Here is a 19546-nt window from a genome sequence, read left to right on the forward strand (position 1 = left end):
CTTGTTCGTTCCGTTTACCAGGTCAGCACGATCTTGCCGATGTGCTGGTTCGATTCCATCAGGACATGCGCCTGCGCCGCGCCGCTGGGTTCGCCCACCGCCGCGAAGACGCTGTGGACGACCGGCTTGACCGCGCCGCTGGCCAGCAGGGGCCAGACCTTGGCACGCAGGGCCTGCGCGATCGCCGCCTTGAAGGCGATCGGCCGCGGCCGCAGGGTCGAGCCCGTGACCGTGAGCCGGCGCCGCAGCACCAGGCCGGCGTTGATCTCGGCCTTGAGGCCACCCTGGACACCGATGATGACCAGGCGGCCGTCCTCGGCCAGGCATTCGATCTCGCGCGCCACGTAGGCACCGGCGACCATGTCGAGGATCACGTCGACGCCCTTGCCGCCGGTGAGCGCCTTGGCCTCGGCCGCGAAGTCGGCGGTGCGGTAGTTGATGGCGTGGTCCGCGCCCAGCTGCAGGCAGGCCGCACACTTCTCGTCGCTGCCGGCGGTGGCGATCACGGTCGCGCCCAGCGCCTTGGCGAGCTGGATCGCGGTCACGCCGATGCCGCTGGTGCCGCCCTGGACCAGCAGCGTCTCGCCCTTCTGCAGGCGGCCGCGCTCGAACACATTGCTCCAGACGGTGAAGAAGGTCTCGGGCAGCGACGCCGCCTCGGTGTCGCTCCAGCCCTCGGGCACCGGCAGGCATTGCGCGACCGGGGCCACGCACAGCTCGGCATAGCCGCCACCCGCGACCAGCGCGCAGACGCGGTCGCCCACGGCCAGGCCGGCCTCGGCCAGCGCCTTGGCATCGCCCGCGACGATCGTGCCCGCGACCTCGAGGCCCGGCAGATCGGAGGCGCCCGGCGGCACCGGGTAGTTGCCGGTGCGCTGCAGCACGTCGGGGCGGTTCACGCCGCTCGCGGCCACCCGAATCAGCAGCTCGCCCTCGCCCGCGACGGGATCGGGACGCTCGACGGCGCGCAGGACGTCCGGCGCGCCGAAGGATGTGATTTCAATGGCTTTCATGGGTCTTCCTGACGGCAACGCCCGCCTCCATTGGAGTCGGGCGCCACGGTGGAAAAAAGGACGCAAGCGGCACGGGCCGCTGCGTCCGCATCCGCATCAACCTTGATGGTCGCCGCGCGGGGCGTCTTGCGACGACTGCTCGGGCTGCTGTTGCTGCGGCTCGCCGTTGCGGTCGCCGTTGCCTTCGAAGCGCGGCGCGCGGTCGCCGCGCGGGGGACGCTCGCCACGTTCGCGGCGCTCGCCACCACGGTCGCCACGGTCTTCGCGCGGTGCGCGTTCCTGGAACTCCATGCCGGCCGGACGCTCGGTCAGGGCCTTCATGGACAGCTTGACGCGGCCCTTCTCGTCGGTCTCGAGCACCTTGACCTTGACGATCTGGCCTTCGCTCAGGTAGTCGGTCACCTTCTCGACGCGTTCGTGCGCGATCTGGCTGATGTGCAGCAGGCCGTCCTTGCCGGGCAGCAGGTTGATCAGCGCGCCGAAGTCCAGGATCTTGGTGACCGGGCCTTCGTACACCTTGCCGATTTCGACTTCCGCCGTGATCTGCGCGATGCGTTGCTTGGCCGCCTCGGCCTTTTCCGGATCGGTCGACGCGATGGTGATGGTGCCGTCTTCGTCGATGTTGATCTGGCAGCCGGTTTCCTCGGTCAGCGCACGGATCACCGAGCCGCCCTTGCCGATCACGTCGCGGATCTTCTCCGGATTGATCTTCATGGTGAACAGGCGCGGTGCGAAGTTCGAGACCTCGGTCTTGGCCTCGCCCATGGCTTCCTGCATCTTGCCCAGGATGTGCATGCGCGCTTCCTTGGCCTGCGCCAGTGCGACCTGCATGATTTCCTTGGTGATGCCCTGGATCTTGATGTCCATCTGCAGCGCGGTGATGCCGTTGGTGGTGCCCGCAACCTTGAAGTCCATGTCACCCAGGTGATCTTCGTCGCCCAGGATGTCGGTCAGCACCGCGAAGCGGTTGCCTTCCTTGATCAGGCCCATGGCGATGCCGGCCACGTGGGCCTTCATCGGCACGCCGGCGTCCATCATCGACAGGCAGCCGCCGCAGACCGAAGCCATCGACGAGGAGCCGTTGGACTCGGTGATTTCCGACACCACACGGATCGTGTAGGGGAACTCTTCCTTGTTCGGCAGCACCGCGACGAGCGCGCGCTTGGCCAGGCGGCCGTGGCCGATTTCGCGGCGCTTGGTCGAGCCCATGCGGCCCACTTCACCGGTGGCGAAGGGAGGCATGTTGTAGTGGAACAGGAAGCGGTCTTCGTACTCGCCGGCCAGCGCGTCGATGCGCTGTGCGTCGCGTTCGGTGCCCAGCGTGGTGATGACCAGCGCCTGGGTTTCGCCACGCGTGAACAGGGCCGAACCGTGGGTGCGCGGCAGCACCGAGTTGCGGATCTCGATCGGGCGCACGGTGCGCGTGTCGCGGCCGTCGATGCGGGGCTCGCCTTCGAGGATCTGGCTGCGCACGATCTTCGATTCGATCGCGAACAGCAGGTCGCTGACCTTGCCCGCGTCGAAGGGCTCGCCGCTTTCCTTCAGGGCCGCCAGCACGCCGGCATTGGCTTCGCGCAGGGCTTGCGTGCGGGCCTGCTTGCTGCGGATCTGGTAGACCGCGCGCAGCTTCTCTTCGGCCAGGCCGTTGACCTTGGCGACGAAGGCTTCGTCTTCGGCCGGAGCGACCCAGTCCCACACCGGCTTGCCGGCGTCACGCACGAGTTCGTGGATGGCGTTGATCGCCACGTTGGCTTGCTCGTGGCCGAACACCACGCCACCCAGCATGACTTCTTCGGACAGTTGCAGCGCTTCGGACTCGACCATCAGCACGGCCGCTTCGGTGCCGGCGACGACCAGGTCCATCTGCGAGTCCTTGCGCGCGGTCTGGCCCGGGTTCAGCACGTACTGGCCGTTGATGTAGCCCACGCGGGCGGCGCCGATCGGGCCGCTGAAGGGGATGCCGGAAATCGACAGCGCGGCGGACACGCCGATCATGGCGGCGATGTCGGCGTCGACTTCGGGGTTGAGCGACAGCGTGTGGATGACCACGTGCACTTCGTTCAGGAAACCTTCGGGGAACAGCGGGCGGATCGGACGGTCGATCAGGCGGCTGGTCAGGGTCTCGTGTTCGCTGGGCTTGGCTTCGCGCTTGAAGAAGCTGCCGGGGATCTTGCCTGCGGCGTAGGTCTTCTCGATGTAGTCGACGGTCAGCGGGAAGAAGTCCTGGCCGGGCTTGGCCGACTTCGAAGCCACGACGGTGGCGAGCACGACGGTGCCGTCGATGTCGACCTTGACGGCGCCGCTGGCCTGGCGGGCGATCTCACCGGTTTCCAGGACGACGGTCTTGTCGCCCCATTGGAAGGACTTGGTGACTTTGTTGAAGAGGCTCATGTTTTGCTCCTGTTGTAGGGCGGCGACCGGTCGGATTGACAGGACCCGCGGGGTTGGAGCGCCGCTCAGAACACGATGCCATTCCAGTGAAGCTCGGCCTCGAACTTCATTGGAATGACACAGCTTCGCTCTGTTGTGGCACTCCGAAACTTGATCGCGAAGTAAAAAACGCCTGAGCTAGCGGACTAACCCAGGCGTTTTTTTCATGCGATCCGGATTACTTGCGCAGACCCAGCTTGGCGATCAGCGCGGTGTAGCGGTCGGCATCGCGGGACTTGAGGTAGTCCAGCAGCTTGCGGCGACGGCTCACCATGCGCAGCAGGCCGCGGCGACCGTGGTGGTCCTTGGCGTGCGTCTTGAAGTGGGGGGTCAGCTCGTTGATGCGAGCGGTCAGCAGTGCGACTTGCACTTCCGGGCTGCCCGTGTCGTTGGCGGCGCGGGCATTGTCTTTGACGACTTCGGCCTTGATGGAGGCTGCGATCATTGGATTTTCCTTGTGTTCCGGGATGTTTGACTTGCGGTGTGCGCTGGAACTGCATGCACCGTGCGCCTTGCGGCATGCAAAGCCCTGGGATTATAGCCCGCCCCCGAGGCGGCGCGCACTTCGTGTCGCTTGCCCTCCCCCTCACGGGGGCGATGCCTGCGGCCCGGCGGAGCCGGTTCCGCGGCATCCCACGAACGGACGCTCGCCTTCGGCCTCGCTGTGGGGACGGGGTCAGGGGCGGTTGTTTTGCAGCCAGGTCTCGAGGCGGGCGACGCACTTCGTGTCGCTTCGCCCTCCCCCTCACGGGGGCGATGCCTGCGGCCCGGCGGAGCCGGTTCCGCGGCATCCCACGAACGGACGCTCGCCTTCGGCCTCGCTATGGGGACGGGGTCAGGGGCGGTTGGTTTGCAGCCAGGTCTTGAGGCGGGCGACGCCTTCGACCAGGCGCTGGGGGTCCCTGGAGGCGAAGCACCAGCGCAGCCAGCCCTGGGCTTCGGGGGCGAAGGCGTTGCCGGGGGCCAGGCCGAGGCCGGCTTCGGTGACCAGGCGCTTGGCGACGGCCAGGGAGTCGTCGAAGCCGTCGAGCTTGAAGAAGGCGTACATGCCGCCCTTGGCGGGCGCGACCTGCACGCCGGGGATCTCGGCCAGCAGGGGCACCAGCACGTCGCGGCAGGCCTTGAGGTGCGCCACGACGCGGGGCGTGATGTCGGGGCCGTGTTCGATGGCCGCGATGCCGGCGCGCTGGGTGAAGACGCTGGTGCAGGAGGTGTTGAACTCGATCAGCTTGCCCATGCCCTCCATCAGCGACGCAGGCAGCACCAGCCAGCCCAGGCGCCAGCCGGTCATGAGGAAGCTCTTGGAGAAGCTGTGGGCCACGACCAGCCGGTCCTCGGGCGTCGCCACGTCCAGGAAGCTGGGCGCGCAGGCCTTGGCGGTGGGTTCGAAGTAGAGGCGCTCGTAGACCTCGTCGGCCAGGATCCAGGTGCCGGTGTCGCGGCAATGGGCGAGGATGGCGGCCTGCTCGTCGCGGGTCAGCGTCCAGCCGGTCGGGTTGTTGGGCGCATTGACGATCAGCAGCTTCGTGCGTGGCGTGATGGCGACGCGCAGCGCGTCGAGGTTCAGCGTCCACTCGCCGCCCACCGGCTCGAGCGCCACGGTGCGAACGGTCGCGCCCATGATCGCGGGCTGCGCGACCAGGTTGGGCCACACGGGCGTGACCGCCACCACCTCGTCGCCGGCATCGACCAGCGCCTGCACCGCCAGCATCAGCGCGCTGACGCCGCCCGAGGTGACCGCGATGCGCCCGGCGTCGACCGCCGGATGCAGGCTGCTGGTGTAGCGCGCGATGGCTTCGCGCAGCTCGGGCAGGCCCAGGTTGTGGGCGTAAAAGGTCTCGCCCTTCTGCAGCGAGTCGATCGCGGCCTGCCGAACCACCTCGGGCGTGACCTCGTCGCTCTCGCCGAACCAGAAGGCGAGCACGTCGTCGCGGCCCAGGCCGGCGTTGGCGACCTCGCGGATCTTGGAGGCTTCGAGGTCGTGAATGGCTTGGCGCATGTCTTGTTTCTCCTGGCCCTCAGGGCCGTTGCATCCTGCAGATGGTAGGCATTTCCGCGCGCTCCGCCGCGACGGTCTTCACCACGCGGAAGCCGTAGCCCGAGCCCTCGACGTCGAACTTCACACCCGGCGCGCCCTGGCGGTCCATCACGCCCACCACCAGCTGCTGCTGGAACTGGTGGTCGGCCGCGCGCATGCGGCCGCGCTGGCCGGCCAGCGTGACGTCGGCCCGCTCCATGGCGCGCGCCACGGCGACCGTGTCGACGCTGCCCGCGCGCTCCATGGCCTGCGCCAGCGCCTCGATCACCAGCTGCATGCGCATGTGCACATAGTCCTCCGACGGCTTGGGGAAGCGGGTGCGGAAGGCCCGGTAGAAGTCCTCCGAGGCCGCGGTCTGCACGTTCGGCAGCCAGTCGGCCACCGCGATCACCCGGCCGATGCCCGCATCGCCGATGGCCGCGGGCGCGCCCAGCGCGTTGCCGTAGAAGGTGTAGAAGCTGCCGTTGAAGCCGGCCTCGCGCGCGGCCTTGACCAGCAGCGTGAGGTCGTTGCCCCAGTTGCCCGTGACCACCGCCTGCGCGCCGCTCGCGAGGATCTTGCTGGCATAGGGCGCGAAGTCCTTGACCCGGCCCATGGGATGCAGCTCGTCGCCCACGATCTGAACGTCCGGGCGCAGCACGCCGAGCTGGCGCCGCGACTCGCGCAGCACCGCCTGGCCGAAGCTGTAGTCCTGGCCGATCAGGTAGACGCGCTGCAGCGCGGCCTCGTCCTTGACCACGTCCATCAGCGCCGTCACCCGCATGTCGGCATGGGCGTCGAAGCGGAAGTGCCAGAAGCTGCAGCGTTCGTTGGTCAGCACCGGGTCGACGGCCGAGTAGTTGAGGAACAGCACGCGCCGCTGCGGGTCGCGCTCGTTGTTCTTGTCGATGGCGTCCAGCAGCGCCGCGGCCGTGGCCGAGGAGTTGCCCTGCAGCACGATGCGCGCGCCGTCGTCGATCGCGGCGCGCAGCGCCGACAGGGCCTCCTCGTTCTGGCCCTTGCTGTCGTAGCGCACCAGTTCCAGCCTGCGCGCGCCGCCCGGCAGCTTGACACCGCCGCGCGCGTTCACGCGCTCGACCGCCCAGAGCAGGTTGCGGAACACGGCCTCGCCGGTGTTGGCGAAAGGCCCGCTCATGCTTTCGATCAGGGCCAGCCGGATCGGGCCTGCCGCCGCGCCCTGGGCCACCGCCGGCAGGGCCGCCGCGCATAGCGCCGACGCGGCGAATTTCAAGGCCTGGCGGCGCCAAATAAAGCTCTGGTTCATTCTCTTGAAAGGCCTGGCCCCATGCCTAGATGGGGAGCAAGCGGCACTCATGTCAAAGGCCGCGCAGTGTAAGGGACACACCTTCTTGTCCCGCCGTGTACATCAGGAGTTTCACCATGTTCTTCGCACCCGCCGTCCGCACCGCCCGCTTCGTTCCGCGCAGCCTCGACCGCAGCTTCGAACGCTTCGTCAACGACGCCCTCGTGAGCGGCGCGCAACGCTCGCTCAACGTCGAGCAGGACGACACCAGCTGGACCCTCACGCTCGACGTGCCCGGCCTGTCGCGCGACGACCTCAGCATCGGCATCGAGGCCTCGGTGGTCCGCATCGAAAGCAAGGCCGACGCCAAGCGCCAGTTCAAGGCCGCCTACGAGCTGCCGCAGGAAATCGATGCTGCCACCAGCGAAGCCAAGCTCGAGAACGGCGTGCTGTCGCTCAAGCTCGGCAAACTGGCACCGGTGCGCAATGTGCACTCATTGACCATCAACTGAGCGCCATCCACCGCTTTCAGGCAGCGCTGTCAAGCCGTTGATCCGAATCAAAAGCAGGCGATCCGCAAAACGGCCACATTTCGTGGTCGTTTTTTTATGCTTCAATGTGAAATGAATGTAAAACATCACGGTAAGTGCATGTTTTATAGAACCTTTTTACTATTTTGAAGTCGCGGATCCGCTGAGCTTCCTCTTCCAGCGGGCCCCGATACAAGGGGTCACCGTTGGACACACATTTACACGCCGCTCGCCCTGGCACCCGCTCGGACACGCTTCTGGTGTTCCTCCCCGGTGCCTTCCTCGAACCCGAAGCGTTCGAGCGTGAGGGTTTCCTGAGCGCCGTGCGGGCCCACGATGTGGCGGCCGATGTGATGCTGGTCGATGCCAACGTCTCCTACTACTACGACCAGAGCTTCGTGCAGCGCCTGCACGATGACGTGCTGGCACCGGCGCGCCAGGGCGGCTACCGCAAGATCTGGCTGGTGGGCATCTCGATCGGCGGCTTCGGCGCACTCACCCACGAACTGGCCCGACCCGGCCTGATCGACGGCATCGTCGTGCTGGCCCCCTACCTGGGCCGCCGCCCGATCGGCGCCGAGATCCAGAAGGCCGGCGGCCTGCGGGCCTGGAAAGCGCCCGAGAAGCCGTCCGACGACGAAGTCGACCGCAAGCTCTGGCCCTGGCTGCAGCAGTACGCGAGCCCCGAACTCGCCGCCACGCTGCCGCCGCTCTACCTGGGCTACGGCCTGGCCGACCGCTTCGCGCCCAACCACCAGCTGCTGGCCGAGGTGCTGCCGCAGGGCCATGTGTTCACCACCGAGGGCGGGCACGACTGGCCGCAGTGGTCGCGTCTGTGGCGCAGCATGCTCGACGTGCTGCCGCTGCCCAAGCACGAAGAGACCGAAGCACTGCTCGCCTGCGCCTGAGCGTTCCCGGCGCGCACGGCCCCACAATGGGCGCCGGGCGGCGCGGAGGTGCGACCGCACCTTCAGGGAGAACGATCACATGAAGTGCCTTCCAGGCCTCGCCCTTCTTCTCACCGCGGCGCTGACGGCGCCCGTCCATGCCGCGGGCCATCCGGTTCCGCTGCCCTCCTCCGGCGCCAGCGCCGAAGTCTTCTTCTCGCCCGGCGCCGACTCCGACCGCGCCATCGCGCATGCCATGGACGCGGCGCACCGGCGGGTCTGGATCGCCGGCTACTTCTTCACCTCCTCGACGATCGCCAAGGCCGTGGCGCAGGCCCATGCGCGCGGCCTCGACGTGCGGGTGGTGCTCGACAGCTCGCAGGCCACGCACCAGTACTCGAGCGCGACCTACTTCCACCACCAGGGCGTGCCGCTGTGGATCGATGCGCGCTACCCGGTGATGCACCACAAGTTCGTGCTCGTCGACGCCGACACCGTGGGCTTCGGTTCGATGAACTTCACCCGCGCCGGCTCGCAGCAGAACGCCGAGAACTTCAACCTGTTCCGGGGCTGGCCGCAGCTGGCGGCCACCTATGCGCAGGAGTTCGAGCGGCTGCAGCAGGAGTCGGAACGCTACCGGCCCGGCATGCGATTCGACAAGACGGGCGGCGGCGAAGACCGGCCCTGAACGAAGCGCTCAGGCCACCGCGCCTTCGGGCGTGCGCACCAGGCTGTCCAGCGGCCAGCGCGGCTTGACGTCGAAGGCGTAGACCTCGGTCGGCCGCTGCATGCCGGCCTGCAGCCGCATCGCCGCGGCCATCGCGATCATGGCGCCGTTGTCGGTGCACAGGTGCAGTTCGGGGTAGTGCACCCGCACGCCGCGCCTGGCGCAGGCCGCGTCGAGTTGCGCGCGCAGGTCGCGGTTGGCGCCCACCCCGCCGGCCACCACCAGCCGCTTCAGGCCGGTCTGCGCCAGCGCCGCCAGGCTCTTCTTGAGCAACACTTCGACGATCGCGGCCTGCGTCGCCGCCGCCAGGTCGGCCTTGCGGGCCTCGAGTTCGTCACCGAGCTTGCGCGCCTGCGTCATGACCGCGGTCTTGAGGCCGGCGAAGGAAAAGTCGAGGTCGCCGCTGTGCAGCAACGGCCGCGGCAGCTTGAAGGCGGCCGGGTCGCCCTGCTCCGCCAGCTTGGCCAGCCAGGGGCCGCCTGGGTAGGGCAAGCCCATGAGCTTGGCCGACTTGTCGAAGGCCTCGCCGGCGGCGTCGTCGATGGTCTCGCCCAGCATCTGGTAGCGGCCGACGCCGTCGACCCGCATCAGCTGGGTGTGGCCGCCCGACACCAGCAGCGCCACGAAGGGGAACTCGGGCGCATCGGCGCTCAGGAAAGGCGACAGCAGGTGGCCCTCGAGGTGGTGCACGCCCAGCACCGGCTTGCCCAGCGCCGCGCCCAGCGCGCAGGCCACGCCCGCGCCGACCAGCAGCGCGCCCGCCAGGCCGGGGCCGCGGGTGTAGGCCACGACGTCGACGTCGGCCAGCCGCCGGCCGGCCTCGTCGAACACGCTCTGCGCCAGCGGCAGCACGCGACGGATGTGGTCGCGGCTGGCGAGTTCGGGCACCACGCCGCCATAGGCCTGGTGCATGGTGATCTGGCTGTGCAGTGCGTGGGCGCACAGGCGCGGCAGTGCGTTTGCCTGCGTTTCCACCAGCGCCACGCCGGTTTCGTCGCAGGACGATTCGATTCCGAGTACGAGCATGGGTCGAGTGTAGGGGGCGCCCGCTTTCGAGGCACGGTTGTTGCTGCATGCCCCTGCGAGACCGCCCCGCGACCGCGCCCACCCTGACCCACGATGACCTCCGGACTGACATTCCTGATCGCCGCCCTGCGCTGCGAAATCGACGCGCTCGACCAGCTCGGCCGCACCAGCGCGCTGGTGGCGACGATCGCGCGGCTGGTCCACGCCCTGCAGCGCGAACGCGGCATCTCCAACGTCCTGCTGGGTTCGGGCGGGCGCCGCTTCGCCGAGGAGCGGGCGGCCCAGGTGGCGGCCTGCAAGGCCCTCGAGCAGCAGGTGCGCGACGGCTTCGACCGGCTCGAAGCCGACCCGCGCCGCCTGCACAACGGGGCGCGCCTGTTCAGCCGCATCGCCGCCGTGCTGCCCGGGCTGGACGCCCTCCCCGGCCTGCGCCAGCGCATCGGCGGCCTGCAGTTGCCGCCGGAACAGGCCACCGCCGCCTTCGTCAAGCTGGTGGCCGGCCTGCTGGGCGTGGTGTTCGAAGCCGCCGACGGCGCCACCGACCCCGAGATCTCGCGCCTGCTCGCCGCGCTGTTCAACTTCATGCAGGGCAAGGAGTTCGCGGGCCAGGAGCGCGCCTGCGGCGGCGCGGCCTTCGCCTCCGGTCGCAACGAGGGCGAGCGCCAGCAGCGCTGGCTGCACCTGATCGACTCGCAGGAGCGCTGCTTCCAGGTGTTCTCCAGCTTCGCCGGCCCGGCCCTGGAAGCCCAATGGCTGGCCGGCCTGCCGCCCGCGCAGACGGCCGAACTCGAGCGGCTGCGCCGCATCGCCTGCGCGGCCCCGGCCGGCGCGGCGCTGGACCCGGAACTCAGCGCCGTCTGGTTCGACTGCTGCACGCGGCGCATCGACGCCATGCAAACCGTCGAGGAGCGGCTCACGGCCGACCTGCACCAGCTGTGCGAGGCCAAGACGGCCCATGCGCGCGCCGAGCTGCAGGCCCACGAGGCGCTGCAGGCCCAGCTCGCGACGCAAGCCCCCCTGCCCCCGACCGCCTTCTTCGACGAGGCGGCGGCCGGCGCGGCCGAGGGGACGCCGCCCTACGGCCGCCAGCTCGAGCGCTCGATCCTCGACATGGTGCAGGACCAGTCGCAGCGGCTGCAGGCCATGCGCGACGAACTCGACACCGTGCGCGCCTCGCTCAACGAGCGCAAGGTGATCGAGCGCGCCAAGGGCCTGCTGATGGCGCACCGCCGCCTGAGCGAGGAAGAGGCGCACAAGATGCTGCGCCAGACCGCGATGAACCAGAACCGCCGGCTGATCGACGTGGCCGAATCGGTGCTCGCGATGGCCGAGTACCTCGAAGGCTGAGCCGCCCCCGAAATGGTGCAGCGCACTGGAAGCGTGCCCGTCACCAGGGCACAGGTCACGGCGCCTCCTCTGTAGTCCCGCAGGTACACCCTGGCACGGCGCTTGCGTGGCACTGGGCACAGACCCCCGAGGTCTCCAGGCGGGCGGCATCCAACGGCGGATGCCTCCCACCGCACCGGACAAAGGCGTCCGTATCCCGCAGAGGCTCGTTTTCTCGAGCCTGCCCTGCGCGATGCGGACGCCTTTTTTTTGTTTTCCGTTCCTGCCATCTCTTCCGGAGTCCGCCCCATGTCCGATCTGCTGAAAACGAAGTTGAGCCGCCGCCACGTGCTGCAGGCCGCCGCCCTCGGTGCCGCCGGCATCGACCCCGCCCTGCGCGCGCTGGCCTATGCCCAGGGCTCCGACAAGCCGGAGAAGGAGGAAGTGAAGATCGGCTTCATCCCGCTGACCGACTGCGCGAGCGTGGTGATGGCCTCGGTGCTGGGCATCGACCGGAAGTACGGCGTGAAGATCGTGCCGAGCAAGGAGGCCAGCTGGGCCGGCGTGCGCGACAAGCTGGTCAACGGCGACCTCGACATGGCCCACGTGCTCTACGGCCTGGTCTACGGCGTGCACCTGGGCGTGAGCGGGCCGAAGAAGGACATGGCGGTGCTCATGACCCTGAACAACAACGGCCAGGCGATCACGCTGTCGAAGAAGCTGGCCGACAAGGGAGCGGTCGATGCGCCCTCGCTGGCCAAGCTGATCGCCAAGGAAAAGGGCGACTACACCTTCGCCCAGACCTTCCCCACCGGCACCCACGCGATGTGGCTCTACTACTGGCTCGCCTCGGCCGGCATCGACCCGTTCAAGGACGTGAAGAACATCGTGGTGCCGCCGCCGCAGATGGTGGCCAACATGCGCATCGGCAACATGGACGGCTACTGCGTGGGCGAGCCCTGGAACCAGCGCGCGATCATGGACGGCATTGGGGTCACGGCCATCACCACCCAGGACATCTGGAAGGACCATCCCGAGAAGGTGCTGGGCTGCACCGCCGACTTCGTGAAGAAGTACCCGAACACCGCGCGCGCCGTGACCGCCGCGATCCTCGAGGCCGGCAAGTGGATCGACACCGGCCTGCAGAACAAGAACAAGATGGCCGAGACCATCGCCGACAAGAGCTACGTCAACACCAGCGTGGACGCCATCAACCAGCGCATCCTGGGCCGCTACACCAACGGCATGGGCCGGAACTGGGACGACCCGAACCACATGAAGTTCTACAACGACGGCGCGGTGAACTTCCCCTACCTGTCCGACGGCATGTGGTTCCTCACGCAGCACAAGCGCTGGGGCCTGCTCAAGGAGCATCCGGACTACCTCAAGGTCGCGACCGACATCAACCGCATCGACATCTACAAGCAGGCCGCCACGGCCAGCAAGACCCCCGTGCCCGCCTCGGCCATGCGCAGCAGCAAGCTGATGGACGGCGTGGTGTGGGACGGCAGGGAGCCGAAGAAGTACGCCGAATCCTTCAAGTTGCATGCCTGAGGAGAACACCATGGTCAGTGCCGTCTTTCATTCGCCGCTCGATGCGTCGCCTCCTCTGCCGCGTGCGGGCGAAGGCGCCGTGCGCGCTGAACCCGCGCCCCATCCGCTGCCCCGCGTGAAGAAGGCGCGCAGGCCCCTCGACCTGCGCGCCTTCTGGATGCGCGTGCTGCCGCCGCTGGTCGGCTTCGGCCTGCTGCTGCTGGTGTGGGAGCTGATCGCCATGAACAGCAGCACCGGTTTTCCCTCGCCGCTGGTGACGGGCAAGCAGGCGCTGGCCGTGTTCGCCGATCCGTTCTACAGCAAGGGCCCCAACGACCAGGGCGTGGGCTGGAACGTGCTGGCCTCGCTGCAGCGCGTGGCCCTGGGCTTCGGCCTGGCAGCGCTGGTGGGCATTCCGGCGGGCTTCGCGATCGGCCGTTTCGAGTTCCTCGCGCGCATGTTCAACCCGCTGATCAGCCTGCTGCGGCCGGTCTCGCCGCTGGCCTGGCTGCCGATCGGCCTGCTGGTGTTCAAGGGCGCCAACCCGGCGGCGATCTGGACCATCTTCATCTGCTCGATCTGGCCGATGGTGATCAACACCGCGGTCGGCGTGCAGCGCGTGCCCACCGACTACATGAACGTGGCCCGGGTGCTCAACCTCAGCGAATGGAAGATCCTCACCCGGATCCTGTTCCCCGCCGTGCTGCCCTACATGCTGACAGGCGTGCGGCTGGCCGTGGGCACCGCCTGGCTGGTGATCGTCGCGGCCGAGATGCTGACCGGCGGCGTAGGCATCGGCTTCTGGGTCTGGGACGAGTGGAACAACCTCAACGTCGCCAACATCATCATCGCGATCTTCGTGATCGGCGTGGTCGGGCTGGTGCTCGAGTTCGCGCTGATCAAGGTCGCCACCGCGTTCACGTTCGAAGAGGTGAAGTCATGAACGAACTGCAGAACAGCCGCTTCATCGAGATCAGCGACGTCGAACAGACCTTCAAGACGCCCAAGGGCAGCTTCCAGGCGCTGCGCGACATCCACCTCACGGTCGCCAAGGGCGAGTTCGTGGCGCTGATCGGCCACTCGGGCTGCGGCAAGTCCACGCTGCTCAACCTGATCGCCGGCCTGACCCAGCCCACGCAGGGCACGCTGCTGTGCGCCAACAAGGAGATCGCCGGGCCCGGCCCCGAACGCGCGGTGGTGTTCCAGAACCACTCGCTGTTGCCCTGGCTCAGCTGCTACGAGAACATCTTCCTCGGCGTGGAGCGGGTGTTCGCCGCCACCGAATCGAAGGCCCAGCTCAAGGCGCGCACCGAGGCCGCGCTGGCGCTGGTGGGCCTCACGCCCGCCACCCACAAGCGGCCCGGCGAGATCTCGGGCGGCATGAAGCAGCGCGTGGGCATCGCTCGCGCGCTGGCGATGGAACCCAAGGTGCTGCTGATGGACGAGCCCTTCGGCGCACTCGACGCGCTGACCCGCGCCCGCCTCCAGGACGAACTGCTCGCGATCGTGCAGAAGACGCGCAGCACGGTGGTGATGGTCACGCACGACGTCGACGAGGCCGTGCTGCTGGCGGACCGGATCGTGATGATGACCAACGGCCCCTCGGCCACCATCGGCGAGGTGCTGCCGGTGAATCTGCCGCGCCCGCGCAACCGCGTCGAACTCGCCGAAGACCGCGACTACGTGCACTGCCGCAAGGCGGTGATCGACTTCCTCTACACGCGACAGGGCCACGTAGAGAAGGCGGCCTGACGAGCCCTCCCCGCTAGCGCAGGCCGAGTCGGTCCAGCGCCGGCTGCAGGCCCAGCAGCTCGATCGTCGAGGTGCCGCGCTCGATGGCCAGGCGCTGCGCCCGCTCCTTGTCTTCGCGCGCCAGGCTGTTCGCCAGCGCCGCCGCCACCTCGTCCTGCGGCACCACGACCAGGCCGTCGCGGTCGCCGACCACGATGTCGCCCGGATGCACCAAGCTCCCGCCCATGGCCAGCGGTGCGTTCAGCACGCCCGGCTGGTTCTTGCCCGTGCCCTTGATCGACAGGCCGCGGCAGAAGACCGGGAAACCCAGGCCCACGATGGCGCTGGCGTCGCGGACGCAGCCGCTGATGACCAGGCCCGCGATGCCCTTGTGCATGGCCTGCAGCGTCAGGACGTCGCCCCAGGGACCGGCCTCCATGAAGGCCTTGGCGTCCACCACCAGCACATCGCCGGGGCGGGCCTTCTGCACCGCCAGATGCAGGATCAGGTTGTCGGCGGGCCGGGCGTCGACGGTGAAGGCCGGCCCCACCAGGACGCTGCCCGGATCGAGCGGCTTCAGCCCGCTGTCGAGCGCGCCCTTGGCGCCCTGCGCCTCGTACACCGTGGCGGCCCCCAGGCGGCGCAGTGCGTCGAGCTGGGCTTGCGTGCATGTCGTGTCCATCTTCAATCCACCTTTGCGCCGGAACGCTTGACCACCGTCGTCCAGTAAGGGACTTCCTTCTGGATGAATCCGTTGAATGCCTCGACGCTGCCGCTGACGTCGGTCGAGCCCATGTCCTTGAGCTTCTTCGCCACCGCGGGCGCGCGCAGGGCCTGGTTCAGCGCCTCGTTGAGTTGCTTGACCACCGGCGCGGGTGTCTTCGACGGCACCAGCACGCCATACCAGTTCTCGATCACGAAGTCGTCGAAACCCGCCTCCTTCATGGTCGGCACTTCGGGCAATCCGTCGACCCGTTTGGCCGCCGTGGTCGCCAGCACGTGCACCCGGCCGCCGGACAGGTGCGGCCCGAGGGCCGTGGTGGTCTCGAAGGCCATCGCGACCTGGCCCGACAGCACGTCCGTCATCGCCGGTCCCTGCCCCCGGTAGGGCACGTGCAGCAGGTCCAGCTGTCGATCGATCTTGAGCAGTTCACCCGCCAGATGCTGCGGGCTGCCCGCGCCGCCCGATGCATAGGCGTACTTGCCGGGCGCGGCCTTCACCAGCTTCACCAGCGCCCCCAGGTCCCGGGCCGGCACGCTCGCGCTGTTGACGTAGAGCAGCAGCGGCACCGAGGCCACCGCACCCACCCCCACCAGCGCCTTGACCGGGTCCAGGCGCAGCTCGTAGAGGTTGCGGTTGATGACCACGCCCGTGTTGTTGCCCAGCAGCGCGGTGCAGCCGTCGGGCTGCGCGCGGGCCACGAACTCGGTGCCGATGTTGCTGCTGGCCCCGCCCCGGTTGTCGACGATCACGGTCGCGCCCAGCGCCGCCGCCATGCCGGGCGCGACGAGGCGGGCCAGGATGTCGGTGGTGCCGCCGGGCGGGTAAGGCGACACGAGGGTGAGGGTCTTGCACGGGAAGGGCGCGCCGGCCGCGTGGGCGCTGGCGACCAGGGTGAGCGCCGCGGCGGCATGGGCGAGGCGGAAGGCGAACTTGCGAACGGTCATGGTGTTTTGTCTCTGGAATGGATGTCGATCGGCCCGCCCCGCGCCGCAGGGTCGGGCGCGCGCTCAGTGGCCGGGCCGCTGCAGCGTGTGGTAGCCGAACTGCTGGCGCGCCTCCCGCAGGGGCACGCCGTCCAGTGCCGCGTCCAGGATGCGTTGCTCCCGTTCCCGCGTGTGCAGCGCCTTGGCCAGCACCGCTTCCACACGCGAGGCCGGAACCACGACCACGCCGTCGGCATCGCCGCAGACCAGGTCGCCGGGCATCACACGCACGTCGCCCAGGGACACCGGACCGTTGACCGCCTCCACCTGCACCCGGTCCTTGCCGGTGCGCATGAAGGAGGCCGAGGCGTAGAGCGCATAGCCGGCCGCGTCGGCTTCGGCGATGTCGCGGCAGGCACCGTGGACGACGGTGCCGCCCACGCCGCGCCGGGCCGCCACCTGGCTCAGGATGCCGCCCCAGACCGTGCAGTCCGGGCGGCCGCCGTTGTCTACCACGACCACCGCGCCCGGCGGCACATCGTCGATGAAGTCGCCCACGGTGCCTGGGACGTCGCGCGAGATCGGCACCAGCCGGACCGTGAAGGCCGGCCCCATCAGTTTCTTGGCGCCGGCCACATGGCGGATGCCCAGGGCGCTGCCCGGGAGCCGCAGCGCATCGAGCGCATCGGAGATTTCGGCGGTGGTGAGCGAACGGGCCGCGTCGTCGAGGGACGCTGGCATGGAGAGGACGTGTTCTTGCATGCCGATGAGTCTAGAACGGCATAAATCCAGAACAAAGCAGCGAATTTTGGCTATATGCTCAATAAAAATGAACTTACGACAACTCCAGTATTTCTGCGAAATGGCCCAGGGCGGCTCCGCCGTCCAGGCGGCCCAGCGCCTCTTCGTGGCCCCGACCGCCATCAGCATGAGCGTGTCCCAGCTCGAGTCGGACCTGGGCGGCCAGCTGTTCGACCGCAGCACGCGCCCGATGCCGCTCACGCCGCTGGGCAAGTTCCTGCTGCCGCGCGCGCAGGAGCTGCTGGCCCAGACACGCCGCCTCGAAGGCGACGCCCGCCGCGTGGCCTCGGCCCGGCAGGGCTGGCTGGGCGTGGGCTTCACCCGTTCGGTGATGCTCTCGGTGTTGCCGGTGGCGGTGCGCCGCTTTCGCGAGGCCTATCCCGATGTGCGGCTGGAGATGGTCGAACTGCTGGCGGAACACCAGCCCGCCCAGATGGAAAGCGGCAAGGTGCACCTGGGCATCGCCCGCTTCATCGAGCCGGTCCCGCCGCCGCCGGGCTTCAGCACCTGCACGCTGTTCGAGGAGCCCCTGCTCGCGGCCCTGCCCCTCGGCATCCGGGCCGATGCGAGCGCCCCCCTGACCCTGGCCGAACTGGCGCGCTACCCCTTCATCAGCTATCCCCGGGACCCCAAGACCCGCTACGCGGCCCAGGTGCTGGCCGCGGCCGAACAGCGGGGCGCGCCGCTGACGGTGCAGCACGAGGCGATGGAGATCCATACCGCGCTGGGGCTGGTTGCGGCAGGGCTGGGCGTCACGCTGGTCGGTGCATCGGTGGCGCCGAACGCACGCAAGGACGTGGAATTCCACGCCGTCGAGGATCTGGACGCCACCACGACCGTGGTGACCGTCATGCCGGACGTGGGCAGGCATGCGTTCGTGGACCCCTTCGTCGCGCTGCTGCAGGAGGCCACGGTCCAATTGGGACTCGCACCGTCCCACGGCCTTGCGCCAGCGCCGACCGCCGTGCCCGCAGCACGGCCGCCCGCCAAGCGCCGCCGTCCCTGAGCTGGACGCACCAAGCACGCGCGCGAGCGCACCAGCGCAAGGCACTTCGACCGGCCGGGCGCGCGCTGCCGGAGGCGCTGGCTGGCACAGGCCTTGCGTGATATTCCGTGACGATCCGCCTGCGGCAATGACGCCGCGGGGATCCACAGGACAAAGGCGTCCGCATGACCCTCCAGCCGCAGGCTGCACGGGTGGTGCGGACGCTTTTTCGTTTCCAGGACAGGCCACGGAGATCCACCATGGACATGCGCGTGAAGCAGAAGAGACAGAAGCTGGTGCTGGTCGGCAACGGCATGGCCGGCGTGCGCACGCTCGAGGAGCTGATCGGGATCGATCCGTCGCTCTACGACATCACGGTCTTCGGCGCCGAGCCGCATCCCAACTACAACCGCATCATGCTGTCGCCGGTGCTCGCGGGCGAACAGACGCTGGACGAGATCGTGCTCAACCCCTGGTCGTGGTACGCGGCGAACGGCATCACCGTGCACCCGGGCCGCAAGGTGGTCGCGATCGACCGCGTGAAGCGCATCGTGCGCGCCGACGACGGCACCGAAGCCGAATACGACCGCCTGCTGCTGTGCACCGGCTCCCACCCCTTCATGCTGCCGGTGCCGGGCAAGGACCTGGCGGGCGTGATCGCCTACCGCGACATCGCCGACACGCAGGCCATGATCGACACCGCCAAGACCCACACGCACGCGGTCGTGATCGGCGGCGGCCTGCTGGGGCTCGAGGCTGCCAACGGCCTGATGCTGCGCGGCATGCGGGTGACGGTGGTGCATGTGCACGGCTGGCTCATGGACCGCCAGCTCGACGAGGCGGCGGCCGGCCTGCTGCGCCGCTCGCTGGAGGCGCGCGGACTGAACTTCAGGCTCAACGCCCACACGCAGGAACTGGTGGGCGACGCCGACGGCCGCGTGACGGCCGTGCGCTTCAAGGACGGCACCGAGGCCCCCGCCGACCTGGTGGTGATGGCCGTGGGCATCCGCCCCAACGTGCAGTTGGCCGAGTCGGCGCGCCTGCATTGCGAGCGCGGCATCGTCGTGACCGACACGCTGCAGACCGTGACCGATGCGCGCATCTATGCGGTGGGCGAATGCGCGGCCCACCGCGGTGTCGCCTACGGCCTGGTCGCGCCGCTGTTCGAGCAGGCACGCGTGGCCGCCAACCACCTGGCCCGGATGGGCTACGGCCGCTACCTGGGCTCGCTCGTCTCGACCAAACTCAAGGTGACCGGCATCGAACTGTTCAGCGCGGGCGACTTCATGGGCGGCGAAGGCACTGAGGCGATCGTGCTGAGCGACCCCCTTGGCGGCGTCTACAAGAAGCTGGTGATCAAGGACGACAGACTGGTCGGCGCCTGCCTCTACGGCGACACGGCGGACGGCGGCTGGTACCTGCGGCTGCTGCGCGAAGCGAGCGATGTGCAGGGCATCCGGGACCGGTTGATGTTTGGGGAAGTGCATGGCTGAAGCTGCCGCGTCTTTTCCCTCGGGATACGGGAGCCACACATCGCCCGAGCCCGGCAGGGGGTGCGGGTCGGGCGATCCCCTCTGCGCCGCTGAGGCGCGCAGCCTTTCGCGGATCAGGGCTCGCGATTGTCTGAGC

17 protein-coding genes and 1 pseudogene are annotated in these 19546 nt (G+C 68.8%); 9 read left to right on the forward strand and 9 right to left on the reverse strand.

Annotated elements, in window-relative coordinates; translation table 11 throughout:
• Positions 1-14 precede the first annotated feature (14 nt).
• The 5 genes from A9977_RS19810 to A9977_RS19830 all read right to left on the reverse strand — a co-directional run bounded on the left by A9977_RS19810 (position 15) and on the right by A9977_RS19830 (position 6745).
• Complete coding sequence (locus A9977_RS19810) at positions 15-1013, reverse strand: NAD(P)H-quinone oxidoreductase (RefSeq protein WP_183026592.1); 999 nt, start codon at positions 1011-1013, stop codon at positions 15-17.
• A 96-nt stretch (positions 1014-1109) separates the two neighbouring features.
• A complete protein-coding gene (gene pnp, locus A9977_RS19815) occupies positions 1110-3404 on the reverse strand; it encodes a polyribonucleotide nucleotidyltransferase (protein ID WP_183026593.1) in 2295 nt (764 codons plus the stop codon).
• 217 nt (positions 3405-3621) lie between these two features.
• Positions 3622-3888, reverse strand: coding sequence for a 30S ribosomal protein S15 (gene rpsO / locus A9977_RS19820; protein ID WP_183026594.1), 267 nt, complete (start codon positions 3886-3888; stop codon positions 3622-3624).
• Positions 3889-4278: 390 nt separating this feature from the next.
• The gene (locus A9977_RS19825) at positions 4279-5442 is read right to left on the reverse strand and encodes a pyridoxal phosphate-dependent aminotransferase (protein ID WP_183026595.1); all 1164 of its coding nucleotides are present in this window, start codon (positions 5440-5442) and stop codon (positions 4279-4281) included.
• Positions 5443-5461: 19 nt separating this feature from the next.
• Positions 5462-6745 carry a branched-chain amino acid ABC transporter substrate-binding protein gene (locus A9977_RS19830; protein WP_183026596.1) on the reverse strand — a complete coding sequence of 428 codons (1284 nt, stop codon included), beginning with the start codon at positions 6743-6745 and terminating at the stop codon, positions 5462-5464.
• Positions 6746-6861: 116 nt separating this feature from the next.
• Here A9977_RS19830 and A9977_RS19835 point away from each other — a divergent pair, with 116 nt between their 5' ends.
• From A9977_RS19835 to A9977_RS19845, 3 genes are all read left to right on the forward strand, one after another.
• Entirely contained in the window at positions 6862-7236 is a 375-nt protein-coding gene (locus A9977_RS19835) for an Hsp20/alpha crystallin family protein (protein WP_183026597.1), read from the forward strand.
• Between the two features lie 278 nt (positions 7237-7514).
• Positions 7515-8162: an alpha/beta hydrolase gene (locus A9977_RS19840; protein WP_310936170.1), complete on the forward strand. Its 648-nt coding sequence runs from the start codon at positions 7515-7517 to the stop codon at positions 8160-8162.
• A gap of 79 nt (positions 8163-8241) precedes the next feature.
• The gene (locus A9977_RS19845; protein ID WP_183026599.1) at positions 8242-8829 is read left to right on the forward strand and encodes a phospholipase D family protein; all 588 of its coding nucleotides are present in this window, start codon (positions 8242-8244) and stop codon (positions 8827-8829) included.
• Positions 8830-8838: 9 nt separating this feature from the next.
• On the opposite strand, the gene tsaD is transcribed toward A9977_RS19845, so the two are convergent.
• On the reverse strand, positions 8839-9894 hold the full coding sequence (gene tsaD, locus A9977_RS19850) for a tRNA (adenosine(37)-N6)-threonylcarbamoyltransferase complex transferase subunit TsaD (RefSeq protein ID WP_183026600.1): 1056 nt from the start codon (positions 9892-9894) through the stop codon (positions 8839-8841).
• A gap of 93 nt (positions 9895-9987) precedes the next feature.
• Between tsaD and A9977_RS19855 the strand changes: the two genes are divergently transcribed.
• The 4 genes from A9977_RS19855 (at position 9988) to A9977_RS19870 (ending at position 14505) form a co-directional block, all read left to right on the forward strand.
• Complete coding sequence (locus tag A9977_RS19855) at positions 9988-11241, forward strand: nitrate regulatory protein (protein ID WP_183026601.1); 1254 nt, start codon at positions 9988-9990, stop codon at positions 11239-11241.
• Positions 11242-11529: 288 nt separating this feature from the next.
• Entirely contained in the window at positions 11530-12774 is a 1245-nt protein-coding gene (locus tag A9977_RS19860; RefSeq protein WP_183026602.1) for a CmpA/NrtA family ABC transporter substrate-binding protein, read from the forward strand.
• 10 nt (positions 12775-12784) lie between these two features.
• Entirely contained in the window at positions 12785-13696 is a 912-nt protein-coding gene (gene ntrB / locus A9977_RS19865) for a nitrate ABC transporter permease (RefSeq protein WP_183026603.1), read from the forward strand.
• Entirely contained in the window at positions 13693-14505 is an 813-nt protein-coding gene (locus A9977_RS19870; protein WP_183026604.1) for an ABC transporter ATP-binding protein, read from the forward strand. The genes ntrB and A9977_RS19870 overlap by 4 nt, the downstream gene beginning before the upstream one ends.
• Before the next feature lie 13 nt (positions 14506-14518).
• Here the strand turns inward: A9977_RS19870 and A9977_RS19875 are convergent, their stop codons facing one another.
• The 3 genes from A9977_RS19875 to A9977_RS19885 form a co-directional block, all read right to left on the reverse strand.
• Complete coding sequence (locus A9977_RS19875; RefSeq protein WP_183026605.1) at positions 14519-15166, reverse strand: 4-carboxy-4-hydroxy-2-oxoadipate aldolase/oxaloacetate decarboxylase; 648 nt, start codon at positions 15164-15166, stop codon at positions 14519-14521.
• A 2-nt stretch (positions 15167-15168) separates the two neighbouring features.
• Positions 15169-16152, reverse strand: a complete 984-nt coding sequence (locus A9977_RS19880) for a tripartite tricarboxylate transporter substrate binding protein (RefSeq protein ID WP_183026606.1) — start codon at positions 16150-16152, stop codon at positions 15169-15171.
• Between the two features lie 63 nt (positions 16153-16215).
• Complete coding sequence (locus A9977_RS19885) at positions 16216-16872, reverse strand: RraA family protein (protein ID WP_183026607.1); 657 nt, start codon at positions 16870-16872, stop codon at positions 16216-16218.
• Positions 16873-16960: 88 nt separating this feature from the next.
• Between A9977_RS19885 and A9977_RS19890 the strand changes: the two genes are divergently transcribed.
• Positions 16961-17938, forward strand: a complete 978-nt coding sequence (locus A9977_RS19890; protein ID WP_183026608.1) for a LysR family transcriptional regulator — start codon at positions 16961-16963, stop codon at positions 17936-17938.
• A 239-nt stretch (positions 17939-18177) separates the two neighbouring features.
• Positions 18178-19398: pseudogene (locus tag A9977_RS19895) on the forward strand (NAD(P)/FAD-dependent oxidoreductase); the annotation flags it as partial.
• Between the last annotated feature and the right edge of the window lie 148 nt (positions 19399-19546).

The organism is Variovorax sp. UMC13 (assembly GCF_014170375.1).
In the GTDB taxonomy this organism is placed as follows: Bacteria; Pseudomonadota; Gammaproteobacteria; order Burkholderiales; family Burkholderiaceae_C; genus Variovorax.

Coding starts and splice junctions, on each gene's coding strand:
- rpsO (WP_183026594.1), bottom strand. CDS start 3,888: ATGATCGCAGCCTCCATCAAGGCCGAAGTCGTCAAAGACAATGCCCGC.
- A9977_RS19890 (WP_183026608.1), top strand. CDS start 16,961: ATGAACTTACGACAACTCCAGTATTTCTGCGAAATGGCCCAGGGCGGC.
- A9977_RS19825 (WP_183026595.1), bottom strand. CDS start 5,442: ATGCGCCAAGCCATTCACGACCTCGAAGCCTCCAAGATCCGCGAGGTC.
- A9977_RS19870 (WP_183026604.1), top strand. CDS start 13,693: ATGAACGAACTGCAGAACAGCCGCTTCATCGAGATCAGCGACGTCGAA.
- A9977_RS19810 (WP_183026592.1), bottom strand. CDS start 1,013: ATGAAAGCCATTGAAATCACATCCTTCGGCGCGCCGGACGTCCTGCGC.
- A9977_RS19845 (WP_183026599.1), top strand. CDS start 8,242: ATGAAGTGCCTTCCAGGCCTCGCCCTTCTTCTCACCGCGGCGCTGACG.
- A9977_RS19885 (WP_183026607.1), bottom strand. CDS start 16,872: ATGCCAGCGTCCCTCGACGACGCGGCCCGTTCGCTCACCACCGCCGAA.
- A9977_RS19830 (WP_183026596.1), bottom strand. CDS start 6,745: ATGAACCAGAGCTTTATTTGGCGCCGCCAGGCCTTGAAATTCGCCGCG.
- ntrB (WP_183026603.1), top strand. CDS start 12,785: ATGGTCAGTGCCGTCTTTCATTCGCCGCTCGATGCGTCGCCTCCTCTG.
- A9977_RS19860 (WP_183026602.1), top strand. CDS start 11,530: ATGTCCGATCTGCTGAAAACGAAGTTGAGCCGCCGCCACGTGCTGCAG.
- A9977_RS19875 (WP_183026605.1), bottom strand. CDS start 15,166: ATGGACACGACATGCACGCAAGCCCAGCTCGACGCACTGCGCCGCCTG.
- A9977_RS19880 (WP_183026606.1), bottom strand. CDS start 16,152: ATGACCGTTCGCAAGTTCGCCTTCCGCCTCGCCCATGCCGCCGCGGCG.
- tsaD (WP_183026600.1), bottom strand. CDS start 9,894: ATGCTCGTACTCGGAATCGAATCGTCCTGCGACGAAACCGGCGTGGCG.
- A9977_RS19835 (WP_183026597.1), top strand. CDS start 6,862: ATGTTCTTCGCACCCGCCGTCCGCACCGCCCGCTTCGTTCCGCGCAGC.
- pnp (WP_183026593.1), bottom strand. CDS start 3,404: ATGAGCCTCTTCAACAAAGTCACCAAGTCCTTCCAATGGGGCGACAAG.
- A9977_RS19855 (WP_183026601.1), top strand. CDS start 9,988: ATGACCTCCGGACTGACATTCCTGATCGCCGCCCTGCGCTGCGAAATC.